This window comes from Pseudooceanicola sp. DL12 (assembly GCF_056270665.1).
In genome coordinates this window covers 2,904,110-2,920,917 of the sequence record NZ_CM149884.1, presented here as the reverse complement: position 1 = coordinate 2,920,917, position 16,808 = coordinate 2,904,110, and the positions used below count along the sequence as shown (strand labels likewise).

Below are 16,808 nucleotides of genomic sequence, written 5' to 3'. Positions count from 1 at the left end.
CGTAGCGGCCGGTAGGAAGGCGGGGCGAATTTCTTGACGTACCCCTTTCCTTTGATAGCGTGGCTTTGACCAAGTGGTCAAAATGATTATGAGCCAGTAGTGGAGAAGAGCCATGCCCGCACCCGGGGAGAATTTCAGGATCAACGGCGACAGGCTGTGGGACAGCCTGATGGAGATGGCCAAGATCGGACCGGGCGTTGCGGGCGGCAACAACCGTCAGACGCTGACCGACGAGGACGCGGAAGGGCGCAAGCTTTTCCAGCAATGGTGCGAGGCCGCCGGCTGTACCATGGGCGTCGACAAGATGGGCACGATGTTCATGACGCGCCCCGGCACCGATCCCGATGCGCTGCCGGTCTACGTGGGCAGCCACCTCGACACCCAGCCCACGGGCGGCAAATATGACGGCGTGCTGGGTGTCCTGGCGGCGCTCGAGGTGGTGCGCTCGCTGAACGATCTGGAAGTGAAGACCAAGCACCCGATCGTGGTGACCAACTGGGCCAACGAGGAGGGCGCACGTTTCGCCCCCGCGATGCTGGCCTCGGGCGTCTTCGCAGGTGTGCATTCGCTCGATTATGCCTATGGCCGAACCGATCTCGAGGGCGCGAGCTATGGCGCCGAGCTGGAGCGGATCGGCTGGAAGGGCGAGGAAGAAGTGGGCGATCGAAAGATGCATGCCTACTTCGAGTACCACATCGAACAGGGGCCGATCCTGGAAGCCGAGAAGAAGAGCATCGGCGTCGTCACCCATTGCCAGGGCCTCTGGTGGCTGGAATTCACCCTGACCGGGAAAGAGGCGCATACCGGCTCGACCCCAATGGAGATGCGGGTGAACGCGGGCCTGGCCATGGCGCGGATCCTGGAAATGGTGCAGGAGGTCACGATGGACGCGCTGCCCAACGCCGTGGGCGGCGTCGGGCAGATGAAATTCACCCCCAACTCGCGCAACGTGCTGCCGGGCAAGGTGGTCTTCACCGTCGATATCCGGACCCCGGATCAGGAGAAGCTGGACCGGATGCGGGCAGAGATCGAGAAGCGCGGTGCCGAGATCTGCGAGGAGCTGGGCGTGGGTTGTTCCATCGAGCCGGTGGGCCACTTCGACCCGGTAACCTTTACCCCCGAGCTGGTGAGCCGCGTGCGCGACGCCGCCGAGGCGCTGGGATACAGCCACATGGATATCGTCTCGGGGGCAGGTCACGACGCCTGCTGGGCCGCCAAGGTGGCGCCGACGACGATGATCATGTGCCCCTGCGTGGACGGGTTGAGCCACAACGAGGCCGAAGAGATCAGCAAGGAGTGGGCTGCGGCGGGCGCGGATGTGCTCTTGCGTGCGGTCGTGGAAACGGCTGAGATCGTGGAATAAGGGCGGCCGGCCCGCGGGCCGGCCGAACCCGCAACAAGGGGGCTCTGCCCCCGACGCGCCGAAGGCGCGCCTCCCTCGGGATATTTCTGCCAAGAAAATGACCGGGGGGAGGAAAGCATTAGGGAGCAAGACAATGACCAAGGTGATCAAGGGCGGTACGGTTGTAACCGCGGACCGGCAGTGGAAGGCCGACATCCTGATCGATGGCGAGACCATCAAGGAGATCGGTGAGGACCTGAAGGGCGACGAGTACATCGACGCCGAGGGCGCCTATGTGATCCCGGGTGGCATCGACCCGCATACCCATCTGGAAATGCCCTTCATGGGGACCACCGCCGCCGAGACCTTCGAGAGCGGCACCTGGGCCGCGGCCGTGGGCGGGACCACGATGCTGATCGATTTCTGTCTGCCGGGGGCCGATGGCAGCATCAAGAACGCGATCAACGAATGGCACCGCAAGTCGGCACCGCAGATCTGCTCCGACATCGGCTATCACATGGCGATCACCGGGTGGAACGAGCTGATCTTTGAAGAGATGAAATATGCCGTGGACAGTGGCGTGAACTCCTTCAAGCACTTCATGGCCTACAAGGGCGCGCTGATGGTGGAGGACGACGAGATGTACGCCTCCTTCGCGCGCTGCCGCGAGCTGGGCGCGCTGCCGATGGTCCACGCCGAGAACGGCGACCTGGTGGACCTGATGCAGAAGAAGTTCATCGCCGAGGGCAAGACGGGCCCGGAATGGCACGCGCGGTCGCGTCCGCCGGAGTTCGAGGGCGAGGCCACCAACCGCGCCATCACCGTGGCCGATGCCGCCGGCACGCCGCTCTACGTGGTGCACGTGAGTTGCGAACAGGCGCACGAGGCCATTCGCCGCGCCCGCCAGAAGGGCATGCGCGTCTACGGCGAGCCGCTGGCACAATTCCTGACGCTGGATGACGACGAGTATCTCTCGACCGACTGGATGCATTCGGCCCGCCGGGTGATGTCGCCGCCCTTCCGTGGGAAAGAGTTCCACGACAGCCTCTGGGCCGGCCTGCAGTCAGGCTCGCTGCAGGTTGTCGCCACCGACCACTGCGCCTTCTCCTCCGAGCAGAAGCTGATGGGCAAGGACGATTTCACCAAGATCCCCAATGGCACCAACGGCGTGGAAGAGCGTCTGGCCGTGCTCTGGACCCATGGCGTGGAAACTGGCCGCCTGACGCCGGAGGAATTCGTCGCGGTGACCTCTTCCAACATCGCCAAGATCTTGAACATTTACCCCAAAAAGGGCGCGCTGGTGCCGGGAGCGGATGCGGATATCGTGGTCTGGGATCCGAAGATCTCGAAGACGATCAGCGCCACCACCCACAAATCCATCATTGATTACAACGTCTTCGAGGGCATGGAGGTGACCGCCCAGGCGCGCTATACCCTGAGCCGTGGCGAGGTGATCTGGGCCTGGGGGCAGAACTCTCAGCCGCAGCCGGGCCGCGGCCGTTTCGTGCCGCGTCCGGCCTTCAGCTCGGCCGCGAAGGCGCTGTCGAAGTGGAAGGAGCTGAACAGCCCGCGCTCCGTGCAGCGTGATCCGCTGAACATTCCGGCCGGGATCTGAGGGGATCTGCGTGACACAAGTACCCGTGATCGAGGCCCGTGGCCTCGATCTTACCTTCCAGACCAACGACGGCCCCGTGCAGGCGCTGAAGGACGTGAACCTTGAGATCAACAAGGGCGACTTCGTCAGCTTCATCGGGCCGTCGGGCTGTGGCAAGACAACCTTCCTGCGCTGCATTGCGGCGCTGGAGGAACCGACGGGCGGCACGCTGACCGTCAACGGCATGACACCCGACAATGCCCGCCAGGCGCGGGCCTATGGCTATGTCTTCCAGGCGGCAGGGCTCTATCCGTGGCGCACGATTGCCGGCAACATCAAGCTGCCGCTGGAGATCATGGGCTTTTCCAAGTCCGAGCAGGACAAGCGGGTGGAAAAGGTGCTCGAGCTGGTCGACCTGGCGGGTTTCGGCAAGAAATATCCCTGGCAGCTTTCGGGCGGCATGCAGCAGCGCGCGTCCATCGCGCGCGCGCTGGCATTCGATGCGCAGATCCTGCTGATGGACGAACCCTTCGGGGCGCTGGACGAGATCGTGCGCGACCACCTGAACGAGGAGCTTCTGAAGCTCTGGGCGCGGACGGAGAAGACCATAGGATTCGTCACCCACTCGATCCCCGAGGCGGTCTACCTCTCGACGAAGATCGTGGTGATGTCGCCCCGTCCGGGCCGGATCACCGACGTGATCGAAAGTACCCTGCCGAAGGAACGCCCGCTGGAAATCCGCGACACGCCGGAATTCCTCGAGATCGCGCACCGTGTGCGAGAGGGGCTGCGTGCGGGGCATGCATATGACTGATCCTGTGACGGACGTACCAGGGCCGAAGGGCGCGCCGCGCACTGCGGCCCGGGCCGCGGTACTTGCCCGCCGCGCCCCGGAGCCGCCCCGCGGTTTGGGTAGGGACGCGAGCTCCCTTTTCACCTTTCGCGGTCATCGGCTCGGCAGCCTGTACCGCATGGGCATTGAAGCTGATATTGGTTTCATCTTTCCTAAAATACGGATGTCGCCACAGCGGCAGGCAGTTCGACATCCGTATTTGAAGAAAGATGAATGGGGGAGGGCGGCACCATGAAGCGATGGTTGCTGCCGGTCCTGACCGTCGTGGCGATGATCGTCGCCTTCTGGTACGTCGCCGCCATTCCGATGAACGTGAAATTTGCCCTGACCACGGCCGAACGTCAGGGCGCGGTGATCAGCCCCGAGGGCACCGCCGCACGGCGCGACATGTCCTCGATCCAGCTGGCGCTGCAGAACCCCGGTGTCTGGGTGGATACCTGGGACCAGGCCAAGCCGCGCCTGCCCGCGCCGCACCAGGTGGTGCAGGAGCTGTGGAAAAGCACCATGCAGGTGAAGCCCACCAGCAAGCGCAGTCTGGTCTTCCATGGCTGGGTGACGCTGAGCGCCACGCTGCTGGGCTTTGTCATCGGGGCCGCGGCGGGCGTGCTGCTGGCCGTGGGGATCGTGCATTCGCGGGCCATGGATATGTCGGTAATGCCCTGGGCGATTGCCAGCCAGACCATTCCGATCCTGGCCATCGCGCCGATGATCATCGTCGTGCTGAATTCCATCGGCATCCAGGGGTTGATCCCCAAGGCTATCATCTCGGCCTACCTGAGCTTCTTTCCCGTCGTCGTGGGCATGGTGAAGGGGCTGCGTGCCCCGTCGCCGATGGAGCTTGACCAGATGCGGACCTGGAGCGCGACCCGCAACCAGACCTTCTGGAAACTGCGGATGCCGGCCTCGGCGCCCTATCTCTTCGCCTCGCTGAAGATCGGCGTCGCGTCCTCGCTGGTCGGCACGATCGTCGCCGAACTGCCGGCAGGTGGCGGGCAGGGGCTTGGCGCGCGGCTGCTCGCCGGGAGCTATTATGGCCAGACCACTCAGATCTGGTCGGCGCTCTTTGCCACGGCGATCCTGGCGGCCGTGCTGGTGGCCATCATCGGTGCCGTGGAGAAGGTGACCCTGAAACGCATGGGGCTGGCGCAATGAGCATCGTGACACACATAGCCCCGCAACAGGCAACCGAGAAGAAGGAGGGCACCCCATGGCACTTGTTGCAGGCGCGCTGATCCTCTGGGCCGTGGCCTGGTGGGTGAATGCCCGCCTGGCCAACGGCCCGGCCAGGGACTTCAACGCCGTCAAGCTGATCGTACCGATCATCTTCGGCCTCACCCTCGTTGCCATGTGGGAGATGATCGTGCGGGGCCTGGCCCTTCCGATGGTCATCCTGCCGGCGCCGAGCCAGATTGCCGTCAAGGTTGGCGACAGCGCCCCGCTGCTCTGGGGCGATTTCATCCAGACCTTCCTGAAGGGGGCGCTCTCGGGCTATCTCATCGGCTGTTGCGCGGCCTTCGTCGTGGCGATCATCGTCGACATGAGCGATTTCCTGCGCCGGGGCATCCTGCCCGTGGGCAGTTTCGTCGCGGCCCTGCCGGTGGTCGGCATCGCGCCGATCCTGGTGATGTGGTATGGTTATGACTGGCAGTCGAAGGCCGCCGTTGTCGCGGTGATGGTGTTCTTTCCGATGCTGGTGAACATCACCGCCGGCCTGCAGGAGACCACCGCCATGCAGCGCGACCAAATGAAGACCTGGGCCGCAAGCTATTGGCAGGGATTGTGGAAACTGCGCATGCCGGCAGCCATGCCCTTCATCTTCAACGGGCTGAAGATTTCATCGACGCTCGCGCTGATCGGTGCGATTGTCGCCGAGTTCTTCGGGTCGCCGATTGCGGGCATGGGCTTTCGTATCTCAACATCGGTGGGGCAGCTGGCGCTGGACATGGTCTGGGCCGAGATCTTTGTCGCCGCCGTGGCCGGATCGCTCTTTTACGGGCTCATTGCCCTGATCGAGCACTGGGTGACCTTCTGGCACCCGTCACAGCGCAAGTGACAATTGCGCAAAAACAAAACCAACTGAAGAAGACCAACATGGGAGCAAATATCATGAAATACCGGATCGCAGGGGCCGCGGCCCTGAGCGCCATGGGCCTTAGTGCCGTTGCCACCGGCGCCTCGGCCAACGACGCGCTGACTCTGCAGCTGAAGTGGGTGCCGCAGGCACAGTTCGCCGGCTACTACGTGGCCGACAGCAAGGGCTTCTACGACGAAGCCGGCCTGGACGTCGACATCAAGGCCGGTGGCCCCGACATCGCGCCCGAGCAGGTGATCGCCGGCGGTGGCGCCGATGTCATCACCACCTGGATGGCCGCGGCGCTCGCCGCCCGCGAACGCGGCGTGCCGCTGGTCAATATCGCCCAGCCCTTCAAGACCGGCGGCCTGCAACTGACCTGCCTGAAATCGAGCGGCATCGAGACCCCCGAGGATTTCCCGGGCCACACCCTGGGCGTCTGGTTCTATGGCAATGAATATCCGTTCTATGCCTGGATGGCGAACCTGGGCATTCCGACCGACGGCTCCGAAGGCGGCGTGACCGTGATCAAGCAGGCCTTCTCGGCCGATCCGCTGATCCAGGGCCAGGCCGACTGCATCTCGACCATGACCTATAACGAGTACGGTCAGGTTCTCGATGCCGGCATCACCGAAGACGAGCTGGTGAACTTCAACTATCTCGACATGGGCTTCGGCATGCTCGAAGACGGGCTCTATGTCATGGAAGACAAGCTGGAAGACCCGGCTTTCGTCGACCAGATGGAGCGTTTCGTGGCTGCCAGCATGAAGGGCTGGAAATACGCCGAGGAACATCCCGACGAGGCGGCCGAGATCGTGCTTGAATACGATGAAACCGGCGCCCAGACGCTGGAGCACCAGGAATACATGATGGGCGAAGTGGCCAAGCTGACCGCGGGCAGCAACGGGGCACTGGATCCGGCCGATTACGAGCAGACCGTCAAGACGCTGCTCTCCTCGGTCTCCTCCGAGAACCCTGCAATCACCAAGGAGCCCGAAGGCGCCTATACCCTGGAGATCACCGACGCGGCCCTGGCCGGCAACTGATCCGAACGACGATCACGACACTCTGGAAAGGCCGGGCATTGCGTCCCGGCCTTTTTCCTGACAGGTTCCGCATTCATCATGATCAATTGAACGAACCCGGGGACGCCAGGCGGCAGATCCCGCCGGGTAGGAGTGGGACCATAGCGGACGCAAGCGGGAAATCCGGCAACGGTACGGCGGCGGGAACGGGCGCGCGCCGGTCGCGCCCGGTGATCGTGGCCGACCAGATCAAGGATTGGGTCGTCGAGCAGCGTTTGCGCATGGGCGACAGGTTGCCGGGCGAAGCCGAGATGATCGAGCGCTTCGGCATGTCCAAGGGGACCATCCGCGAGGCCATGCGCATCCTCGAGGCGCAGGGCCTGGTCAAGACGCGCACAGGCCCGGGCGGCGGCAGTTTCGTGCACGAGGTCTCTCAGGAGCGGGCACGGGCGCTGCTGGGCAATTACTTTTATTTCCGTGACCTGACCATGAAGGACATCTACCAGATGCGCCGCTGGCTGGAGCCGGAGCTGGCCGCCTCGCTGGCGGGCAAGCTTTCGCCTGTCCAGGTCGAGTCGCTGGAGGCGGTGACCGCGCATTACGACCACCCGGCCGCCGACTTGGAAGAGGAGCGCGAACAGCACGTGCAGTCGCTGCGCTTCCACCAGCTGCTGGCGGAATATGCCGAGAACGAGTTGCTGGGCTTCGTCATCGGGTTCATGGCGCAGATCCTGGGTGACCTGACGGTCTATCGCCGGCTCTACGAACCGCCGAACAGCGAGTTGCGCGAACGTGGCGTGGCCTATCAGCGCGAGCTGATCGATGCCCTGCGGCGCGGCGATCCGGATCGCGCGCGCCTGGTGATGGCCGATCACATGGCGACGGCCGAGGCGCTCATGGAGGGCCAGGAGGCCCTGATGCTGAAGCGCTTCCTGCCGGCCTGACATGGCGGGGCAAAGCTGCCCCTGGTTTCATCTTTCCCCAAAATACCTCCCGCCGGAGGCACCGCGCGCGAGCGCGGTTTCCGGCGCTGCAGCGTGAGTATTTCAGGAAAGGTGAAGGCGCGTCACTCGCCTTCCAGGCGGACGAAATCCTCCGGGGTCGGGGCGCTGAAAGGGGCGTCGTGGGTGGGCACCAGCTGACCCCATTCGGCGTAGCGACCGGTCGTGGCTCGTTGGTGCAGGGCGTGGAGATCGTCGAGGGGAGTCTCGGACCAGTCGATCCGCAGGGTGAGGGGGGCCATGTCGCGGCCGAGGCAGAGCAGGGCGGCGGACAGGAGCCCCCGGCTGTCGCTGCCTGCTTTTTCACCAGCCTGGAGGGCATCGAGCAGGCGCCGATCCATGGACCCGGTGCTTGAAAGAAAGGTTTCAAGCACGGCGTCGAGCACCGATTCGGACGTGAGCATGTTGCCGGCCACCACCACGCCCGGTGCCGAACGGTGTCCGCAGGCCGGCACGGAAGATGTGCCGGTAAAGGCGCCGGTCCCCCCGGTGAGATCGAGGGCGGTCAGTTGGCGATGGGCCTTGCCGGCGTCTGGCGCGGCGAGATGTTCGACCGCACGAGCTGCGCTCGAGCCCCCCTTCATTTCGTGCAGAACCCCTTCTCCCCAAAGGGTCGAGGGCGATGTGCCCTGGCTGGCGGAGAGTCCCGAGAGCACACATCCGCGCAGAACCCAGCCCCCCACGCAGAGGGAGCCGGTCGCGGCGGCACCTCCGAGTCTGCCTGTTTCCGCGTCACGGGCGAGGATGGAAAAGGTCATGCAGGGGCTCCGTTTGTCGTTCCGGGGGAGTTCGGCGGGAATGCCTCTTGAATTTATCATGAAAATTTGGATGACTTCAATTTATCATGATTAATAAGTGAAGCCCCGCGAGAGAGGAGAGGCTCATGTCACAGGGAAAATATTCGGGAAACATCTCGGGCGTTCTGAACTGGAGCCGGCGCGGCGTGCTGGGAGCGGGTGTCGCGATGACCCTGGCCCTGGGTGCGCTGACCGGTGCCGCGCCGGCCATGGCGAAGACTCCTCCCGGGGTACTGATCATCGGCCAGATTGCCGAGCCGAAGGCGCTGGACCCGGCTGCTGTCACGGCCGTGAACGACTTCCGCATCCTGATGAACGTCTATGACGGGCTGGTGCGCTACAAGGACGGCACGCTTGAGGTCGAGCCGGCGCTGGCCGAGAGCTGGGACATCAGCGAGGACGGAACGGAGTACACCTTCCACCTGCGCGAAGGGGTAGAGTTCCACGATGGCACGCCCTTCAATGCCGAGGCGGTGAAGTTCAATTTCGACCGGATGCTGGACGAGGGCCACCCCTATCACGACACGGGCCCCTTCCCGCTGGCCTTCTTCTTCTCGTCAATCGACACGGTCGAGGCCGTGGACGACCTGACGGTGAAGTTCACCCTGAGCGCGCCCTTTGCGCCCTTCCTGTCGAACCTTGCCTATCCGACGGGGCTGCTGGTGTCGCCCACGGCCGTGGAAAAGGACGGCAGTGATTTTGGCCGCAACCCGGTGGGGACCGGTCCCTTCAAGTTCGAGGAATGGGCCTCGAACGAGCATGTGATCCTGACCGCGAACGAGGACTACTGGGACGGTGCGCCGGAGCTCGAGACCGTTGTCTTCCGCCCGATCAGCGATGCCAACACCCGCACCGCCGAGATGCTGGCAGGCGGTATCGACCTGATGGTCGAGGTGCCTCCGGTGGCGCTGTCGGAATTTCAGAACGACGATTACAAGATCTACGAACAGGCCGGGCCGCACGTCTGGTTCCTGATCCTGAACGCTAAGGAAGGCCCCTTTGCCGACAAGCTGGTGCGTCAGGCGGCGAACTATGCCGTCAACAAGGAAGCCCTCGTGAACGACGTGCTGGAAGGCACGGCGGAAGTGGCGGCGGGCCCGGTGGCCCCGGCTTTTGCCTGGGCCTATGACCCGGACATGGAGCCCTATCCCTATGACCCCGAGAAGGCCAGGGAGCTGCTGGCGGAGGCCGGTGTCGATGCGCCCCACGTCACCTTCTATGTCACTGAGGGCGGCTCGGGCATGCTGGACCCGATCGCCATGGGCACCGCGATCCAGGCGGATCTGGAGGCCGTGGGCTTCGACGTGGATATCGAGACCTACGAGTGGAACACCTTCCTCGGCAATGTGAACCCCGGTCTGGAGGGCAAGGCGGACATGGCCGAGATGGCCTGGATGACCAACGACCCCGACACGCTGCCCTTCCTGACCCTGCGCAGCGCGGCATGGCCGGACCAAGGTGGCTTCAACTCGGGCTACTACTCCAATCCGAAGGTCGACGAATTGCTCGAGAGGGCGCGGGTTGCTACCAGCCAGGACGAACGCGCCGCGCTCTACAAGGAGATGTCGGCCATCGTGAAGGACGATGCGCCCTGGGTCTTCGTGGCAAACTGGAAGCAGAACGCCGTCAGCAATACGCAGGTCGAGAATTTCGAGCTGCAGCCCTCGTTCTTCCTGCTGTTGAAGGACGTGGTCAAGAACTGACCCCACCTTGACCACGCGGGTCCGAAGCCGTTGGCCGGACCCACCCCTGCCAGCCCCGCGGCCTGTTGCGCGGGGAGGGCGGACCCTGCCGGCCCCGGCGCACATCCACGCGGCTGCCTGCTGTCCCTTCGGCGGGTGTGTCGCGGCACCGGGGCCGGAAATGTTTCCAGGGCCCATGACCTGCGCAATGATGCGCGAGCCAGAGGGCGGTGCCGCGCGGCGGTGCGGCCCCAGCAAGGGAGACACCCATGACAGGCTACATCCTGAAACGGCTGCTGTCGGCCATCCCGGTTCTGCTGGGCATCACCGTGATCGTGTTTCTGATCATGGCGATGATCCCGGGCGATCCGGCGACCGCCATCCTGGGCAGCTATGCCACCCCCGAGAACGTTGCCAAGCTGAACGCGGACCTGGGTCTCGATGCGCCGCTGGTGCAGCGTTACTTCATCTGGCTTGGCAACATGCTGCGGGGCGATTTCGGAACCTCATTCGCGCTCAACCGCCCGGTTCTGGACGAGATCCTGGACCGGTTCAGCGCCACGCTGCTGCTGGCGGGCACGGCCTTCGTGCTCTGCGCCCTCTTCGGGATCGCGGCCGGGGTGATCAGCGCGGCGAACCAATACGGCTGGGCCGACAAGTCGATCACCTTCGTGGTTCTCCTGGGGATCTCGATCCCCAGCTTCTTTCTCGGGATGATGATGATCCTGATCTTTGCCGTCGACCTGAAATGGTTCCCGGTCTCGGGGATGAAGATGCCGTACGGGGGCGGAGGGTTCTGGGACGTGGTGCATCACCTCTTCATGCCCTCGGTCGCCCTGGCGGCGGTCGCCACCGGCGTGGTGGCGCGGCTGTCGCGGGGCGCGATGCTGGAAGTGCTGCGACAGGACTATATCCGCACCGCGCGTGCCAAGGGCGTGAACGAGCGCCGGGTGATCTGGAGCCACGCACTGCGCTCGGCCATGGTCAGCATCATTCCGGTGCTGGGCATCCAGGCGGGGTTCGTCCTGTCGGGCGCTGTCTATATCGAGATGGTCTTTCAGTGGCCGGGCGTGGGGCGGATGCTGGTCGATGCCATCCTGAAACGTGACATCCTGCTGGTGCAGGGCGGCGTGGTCTTCGTGGCAGCCTGCTATGTTCTGTTCAACATTGCGGTGGATGTCGCCCAGAGCATGCTGGACCCGAGGATCAAGACATGAGGCAATTCGCGACCCTTCTGTTCCGCAATCGACTGGCCGCCGTGGGGGCAGTTCTGATCATCGCCGTGGTGGTCCTGGCCCTGATCACCCCGTTGCTGCCGCTGCAGGCCCCCAACGTCACCAATACCGCCGACCGTTTCCTGCCTGTCCTGAGCGAAGGGCACCTGCTGGGCACCGACCACCTGGGCCGCGACCAGCTCAGCCGTCTGCTCTGGGGCACGCGCCTGAGCCTTGCGGTGGGCTTTGCCGCCGCGATCTTTGCGGCGCTGGTGGGGGCGGCCTTCGGCATCATCTCCGGCTATTTCGGCGGCACCACCGACAACCTGATGATGCGGGCCATCGACATGCTGATGGCCTTTCCCTACATCCTTCTGGCCCTGGCCATCGTCGCCGCGCTCGGGCCCGGGCTGATCAATGCGCTGATCGCCGTCGCGGTGGTGAACATCCCATTCTTTGCCCGCAACATCCGCGGGGTGACCGTCGGCCTGGCCAATCGCGAGTTCGTCGATGCGGCGCGGCTGGCAGGGATGGGGCACACGCGGATCATCCTGGGAGAGATCCTGCCCAACGTCATCCCGGTGATCGTGATCGCCATGTCCACGACCATTGGCTGGATGATCCTGGAGACGGCGGGGCTGTCCTTTCTAGGGCTTGGTAGCCAGCCGCCGCAGGCTGACCTGGGCAGCATGCTTGGCGAGGCGCGCTCGGCCCTGATCACCAATCCGCATACCTCGATCGTGCCGGGGGCGATGATCCTGATCATCGTCATGGGCATCAACCTGCTGGGCGACGGGGTGCGCGACGCGCTCGACCCGCGCCTGCGCTCGGGCGCATTGAGCCGGCCGATGGCCGCCACGCGAGTGGCCAAGGATCGCGCGGTGCCCCTTGCCACGCCCGAAGCCCAGGGCGCGGTGCTGAGCCTCGAGGATCTACAGACGCAATTCCATGTGAAGGACCGCATCTACAAGGCTGTGGGTGGCGTGAGCCTGCAGGTGAAGCCGGGCGAATGCCTGGGTGTGATCGGCGAGAGCGGCAGCGGCAAGTCCGTGACCGCCCTGTCGGTCATGGGGCTTGTCGCCTCGCCGCCGGGCGTGATCACCGGCGGGGCCGCGCGCTACAATGGCGAAGACCTGATCGGGGCGGATTACGAGACGCTGCGACGTCTGCGCGGCGATCGGATCGCCTATATCTTCCAGGATCCGCTGGCGACGCTGCACCCGCTCTACAAGGTCGGCGACCAGATCGTCGAGGCGATCCGGAGCCACCATTCGGTGGGCAAGAAGGAGGCCTGGGGCCGGGCGGTGGACCTGCTGAAGCAGGTGCGCATACCGAATGCCGAGAGCCGCGCGAACAGCTTTCCGCACGAGATGTCGGGCGGCATGCGCCAACGCGTTGGTATCGCCATGGCGCTGGCAAACGATCCCGACGTGATCATCGCGGACGAGCCGACCACGGCGTTGGACGTGACAGTGCAGGCGCAGATCCTTTCGCTGCTGGATGACCTGCGGCGCGAGCGGGGGCTGGCCATCGTCTTCATCACCCATGATTTCGGCGTGGTGGCACAGCTCTGTGACCGGGTGTCGGTGATGTATGCCGGCCGGATCGTGGAGCAGGGTCCGACCGGGGCGGTGCTGGCCGCGCCGGCGCATCCCTATACCAAGCGGCTGATCGCCTGCGTGCCTGAACTCGGCGAGGGGCGGCGCAAGCTGGAGGCCATTCCCGGCCTGCCGCCCGCTGTGGACAAGCTGGATCCCGGCTGTGCCTTTGCGCCGCGCTGCCTGAAGGCGCGCGACGAATGCAGGCAGGGCGATGTGGCACTTGAAGGGCAGGGCGCCCGCGCGGTGCGCTGCCTCTACCCGGAAGCGGACGTGAAGCGGGAGGCCGTGGCATGAGTGAAGTTCTGAAACTCGACGGTCTGTCCAAGAGCTTTCGGGTGGGCAAGCGGCTGTTCGGCAAGCCCAAGGGCGTGGTGCATGCGGTGCAGCCCGTCGACCTGGTGGTGCAGCAGGGCGAGACACTCGGCATCGTGGGCGAGAGCGGCTGTGGCAAGTCGACACTGGCGCGGATGCTGGTGGGGTTGCTGCCCCCGAGCGAGGGCACGATAGAGATCAACGGCACGCCGCTCGACAATGCCGATCCGGCGGAGTTCGGCAAGAAGATCCAATACGTCTTCCAGGATCCGATCAGCAGCCTGAACCCGCGCAAGACCATCCGGCAGGTCATGGAAGCGCCGCTGAAACGGTTGCACGGCATGGAAAAGGCAGCGCGCGAGAAGCGGATCGGTGAGATATTTGCAGCGGTGAACCTGCGAGAGGAATTCCTCGATCGTTACCCGCACGAGTTCTCGGGCGGGCAGGCACAGCGGATCGGCATCGCGCGGGCGCTGGCAGCAGAGGCCAAGATCCTGATCCTCGATGAGCCGGTCAGCGCGCTCGACGTCTCGGTGCAGGCGCAGGTCCTGAACCTGCTGGCGGACCTGAAGGCGGAACTGGGCCTGACCTACCTGTTCATCAGCCACGACCTGGCGGTGGTGGAGGCAGTGAGCGACCGGGTGGCGGTGCTGTACTTCGGGGCGGTAGTAGAGGTCGGTCCGGCGGAGGAGATTTTTCGTGCACCGAAGCATCCCTATACCCAGCTGCTGGCCAATTCTGCCCCGGTAGTAGGGCGCCCCCTGACTGCGCCCGAGGGGCGCGAGACCGAGCTGCCCGATCCGCTGAACCCGCCCGTGGGCTGTGCCTTCAAGGCGCGCTGCCCGCATGCGACGGAAGAGTGCGGGGTTGCGCCGCCGGTGCTGTTGCCCGAGGTCGGGCACCGGGTGGCCTGCTATCACCCGCTGGAAGGCTAGGCGCATTCGTCACTGATAGTGACGGAGCGGGTGAGCCCAGGAACGTCTTCTGGCGACATGTCGTCCGAGATTCTGTGCAGCAGACCACGCAGCTCGGAGGCAATCCGGCCGGGCAAATCGCCCAGCACACCTTGTCGTGCCGTCAGCACGATGTTGCGGGAGAGGGGCGCAAAGGGCAGCTCGTGAATGGCGAGATCACCGAGGAAACGGCGCGCGCGGAGCAGTGCCAGCGGCGGCAGGATCGTCCAGCCGGTACCGGCGCCGACCATGGCCAGAATGGCGTGATAGCTGTCGAGCTCGAACCGGTGATCAAGGCGCAGGTTCTGTTGTGCCAGGTGGGTGGCAATCAGCCGGCCCATGTAGTGCCGCGTGGTATAGAGGATCATCGGCTGGGTCTTGAGCTGGCGCAGCAGCGGGCGGGCGGGATCTACGGTGCCGCGTCGCGTGGCCACCACGAAGCCTTCTGTCAGGATCGGATGTACTTCGGCCCAACCGGCGGGGCTGCCTGTTTCGGCGGCGACGATCACGTCGAGGGCACGGGCCTCGAGCTGATCATAGAGCACGTGGCTGGCCCCGGTTTCCAGCAGGAAGCGGCAGCCGGTCAGGTCCTCGGCCATACGGGTGAGTAGGTCGGGCGTGATGTCGCCCTCGAAGTCCTCGATCATACCCAGGCGCAGCCGGGTGAGCGTGGGGCCGGCGCCTGCCACGGCAAGCTCGGCGCGGGCCTGGGCGGCCTCGTTCAGGATCAGTTGAGCGCGTCGCCGAAAGGCCTCGCCGGCCGGGGTCAGTTCAACCGGACGTGTCGAGCGGACAAGCAAAGTGACCTCGAGGGCGGCCTCGAGATTGGTGAGCTGCTGGGAGACGGCAGAGGGGCTGGCGCCTAGGCGCTGAGCGGCGGCCGAGATCGAGCGCTCCTCGGCGGTGGCCACGAAGACCTCGATCCCCCAGAGGGTGATCCGCCCGGGGCTGCCGGTCATCGCGCCTCAGCTCAGCTTGGAGAGTTTCTGCTGCAGGTCGGCGAGCTGCTTCTTGATCTGGTCGAGATCCTGGCCGGCGGCGCTGGCCTCTCCGGTGGCTTCCTCGCCTTCGCGGGCAGGGGCGCTCCAGTTGCCGGCAAAGCCGCCGGTCATCGCCTTGATGAAGGCTTCCTGTTGCGCCTGCATGGCCTCGAACCCGGGCATGTTGGCCATCATCGGGTTCATCTTTTCCATGTTCTCCATCATTTTCGACTGCCCGTCACGCAGCATCTCGAAGGAGGCGGCAAGGAACTGCGGCACCACGGATCCGGCACTGTTGGTATAGCTGCGGACGAGGTCGGTCAGCACGTTGAGCGGCAGGACGTTCTCACCCCGGCTCTCGTGTTCTGCAATGATCTGCAGAAGGTACTGGCGCGTCAGGTCATCGCCGGATTTCAGATCAACGATCTGCACCTCTCGGCCATCGCGGATGAAGCCGGAGATATCCTCAAGCGTCACGTAATCGCTTGTTTCGGTATTGTAGAGCCGGCGCGACGCGTAGCGTTTGATCAGAAGCGGGGACTCGGTTTCTGCCACTGGTTTCCCTCCCGAAGATGCAGCGCTGCAGAAAAGCGTAGAGCACTGTCTGGCAAAAGGAAAGCGTTGTGATTGCTGCCCCGGCGACAGGCACGCCGCACGGTGTGCTGCAGATGCAGAAACCATACGCGGCGGTATGTGCCGCGGGCCGGACAGCGCGCCTGTGCAAGGCCGCGCGCACATGGCACGCAAGCCCATGCGTGATCGGCCCCAGACAAATAATCCCGGACAAAAACAAGGGCGGGTCCGAAGACCCGCCCTCTCAAATCGCGCCCCGGAAAAGGGGAGGAGCACTAGGGCGCGGGAGTTCCTGGCGCCTTACTTCGCAGCGGTTGCCTTCTTGGCGGCCGCGGTGGCGTCCTTGGTGGCCTTCTGAACAGCGGCCGAAGCTTCTTCGGTCATGTCCTTCCCGGCTGCCATCATCAGTTCGACGGTGTCGGTCTGAACTTTCTTGGCGACTTCGGCGAAGGCAGCCATGTGCTCTGCCGACATCTCCGCGAAGGAAGACGCGAAATCGGTCATTGCCTTGGCGTAATCGGCCGGTTCGGTCTTGGCCTTGGCCAGCTCGCTCACCTTGGTCAGGGTGTCCTTGGTCCACTTGGTGGACAGGTCGGTCGATTTCTCTGCGGCGTCGATTGCGACGGCCGAGAGTTTCTCGCCCAGGGAAGCCTGCGTCTTGAACGCGTCTTCCATGGCGGAAGTGTCGACAGGGAATGCGCCCATGAAGTCTTTCATGATCGCGGAGAAGTCTTGGGTCTTTGCCATTAGTCCATCCTCTTCTGGCAGTGGGCCCGAGAGCCCGGGGTCTTTTGAAGTCCCTTACAGTAT

General features: G+C 64.6%; 15 protein-coding genes. 11 read left to right on the top strand and 4 right to left on the bottom strand.

Translation table 11 applies throughout. The annotated features are described in order from the left end of the window. Positions 1-112: 112 nt before the first annotated feature. From AC0WR5_RS13615 to AC0WR5_RS13585, 7 genes are all read left to right on the top strand, one after another. Positions 113-1,363, top strand: a complete 1,251-nt coding sequence (locus AC0WR5_RS13615) for a Zn-dependent hydrolase (protein WP_475863881.1) — start codon at positions 113-115, stop codon at positions 1,361-1,363. A gap of 133 nt (positions 1,364-1,496) precedes the next feature. Next, positions 1,497-2,957 (top strand): dihydropyrimidinase, encoded by a 1,461-nt coding sequence (gene hydA, locus AC0WR5_RS13610; RefSeq protein ID WP_475863880.1) that lies wholly within the window; start codon positions 1,497-1,499, stop codon positions 2,955-2,957. 10 nt (positions 2,958-2,967) lie between these two features. Continuing rightward, positions 2,968-3,750 (top strand): ABC transporter ATP-binding protein, encoded by a 783-nt coding sequence (locus tag AC0WR5_RS13605; RefSeq protein WP_475863878.1) that lies wholly within the window; start codon positions 2,968-2,970, stop codon positions 3,748-3,750. Between the two features lie 270 nt (positions 3,751-4,020). Further along, positions 4,021-4,941: an ABC transporter permease gene (locus AC0WR5_RS13600; RefSeq protein ID WP_475863876.1), complete on the top strand. Its 921-nt coding sequence runs from the start codon at positions 4,021-4,023 to the stop codon at positions 4,939-4,941. 55 nt (positions 4,942-4,996) lie between these two features. Further along, complete coding sequence (locus tag AC0WR5_RS13595; protein WP_475863874.1) at positions 4,997-5,842, top strand: ABC transporter permease; 846 nt, start codon at positions 4,997-4,999, stop codon at positions 5,840-5,842. A 53-nt stretch (positions 5,843-5,895) separates the two neighbouring features. After that, on the top strand, positions 5,896-6,906 hold the full coding sequence (locus AC0WR5_RS13590; RefSeq protein ID WP_475869016.1) for an ABC transporter substrate-binding protein: 1,011 nt from the start codon (positions 5,896-5,898) through the stop codon (positions 6,904-6,906). A gap of 209 nt (positions 6,907-7,115) precedes the next feature. Beyond that, positions 7,116-7,829, top strand: a complete 714-nt coding sequence (locus AC0WR5_RS13585; protein ID WP_475863872.1) for a FadR/GntR family transcriptional regulator — start codon at positions 7,116-7,118, stop codon at positions 7,827-7,829. A 122-nt stretch (positions 7,830-7,951) separates the two neighbouring features. Here AC0WR5_RS13585 and AC0WR5_RS13580 read toward each other — a convergent pair whose 3' ends face one another. Further along, positions 7,952-8,644, bottom strand: coding sequence for a DUF1028 domain-containing protein (locus tag AC0WR5_RS13580; protein WP_475863870.1), 693 nt, complete (start codon positions 8,642-8,644; stop codon positions 7,952-7,954). 125 nt (positions 8,645-8,769) lie between these two features. Here AC0WR5_RS13580 and AC0WR5_RS13575 point away from each other — a divergent pair, with 125 nt between their 5' ends. The 4 genes from AC0WR5_RS13575 (at position 8,770) to AC0WR5_RS13560 (ending at position 14,427) form a co-directional block, all read left to right on the top strand. After that, on the top strand, positions 8,770-10,386 hold the full coding sequence (locus AC0WR5_RS13575) for an ABC transporter substrate-binding protein (RefSeq protein WP_475863868.1): 1,617 nt from the start codon (positions 8,770-8,772) through the stop codon (positions 10,384-10,386). Positions 10,387-10,634: 248 nt separating this feature from the next. Continuing rightward, positions 10,635-11,582 carry an ABC transporter permease gene (locus AC0WR5_RS13570; RefSeq protein ID WP_475863866.1) on the top strand — a complete coding sequence of 316 codons (948 nt, stop codon included), beginning with the start codon at positions 10,635-10,637 and terminating at the stop codon, positions 11,580-11,582. Further along, positions 11,579-13,474, top strand: a complete 1,896-nt coding sequence (locus AC0WR5_RS13565; protein WP_475863864.1) for a dipeptide/oligopeptide/nickel ABC transporter permease/ATP-binding protein — start codon at positions 11,579-11,581, stop codon at positions 13,472-13,474. Before AC0WR5_RS13570 ends, AC0WR5_RS13565 begins: the two co-directional genes overlap by 4 nt. Then, positions 13,471-14,427, top strand: coding sequence for an ABC transporter ATP-binding protein (locus AC0WR5_RS13560; protein WP_475863863.1), 957 nt, complete (start codon positions 13,471-13,473; stop codon positions 14,425-14,427). Before AC0WR5_RS13565 ends, AC0WR5_RS13560 begins: the two co-directional genes overlap by 4 nt. Here the strand turns inward: AC0WR5_RS13560 and AC0WR5_RS13555 are convergent. The 3 genes from AC0WR5_RS13555 to AC0WR5_RS13545 all read right to left on the bottom strand — a co-directional run bounded on the left by AC0WR5_RS13555 (position 14,424) and on the right by AC0WR5_RS13545 (position 16,745). Continuing rightward, complete coding sequence (locus AC0WR5_RS13555; protein WP_475863862.1) at positions 14,424-15,404, bottom strand: LysR family transcriptional regulator; 981 nt, start codon at positions 15,402-15,404, stop codon at positions 14,424-14,426. The two genes, AC0WR5_RS13560 and AC0WR5_RS13555, sit on opposite strands and share 4 nt — an antisense overlap. Positions 15,405-15,410: 6 nt before the next feature. Continuing rightward, the gene (phaR, locus tag AC0WR5_RS13550) at positions 15,411-15,980 is read right to left on the bottom strand and encodes a polyhydroxyalkanoate synthesis repressor PhaR (RefSeq protein ID WP_475863860.1); all 570 of its coding nucleotides are present in this window, start codon (positions 15,978-15,980) and stop codon (positions 15,411-15,413) included. Between the two features lie 318 nt (positions 15,981-16,298). Further along, positions 16,299-16,745 carry a phasin family protein gene (locus tag AC0WR5_RS13545; protein ID WP_475863858.1) on the bottom strand — a complete coding sequence of 149 codons (447 nt, stop codon included), beginning with the start codon at positions 16,743-16,745 and terminating at the stop codon, positions 16,299-16,301. Between the last annotated feature and the right edge of the window lie 63 nt (positions 16,746-16,808).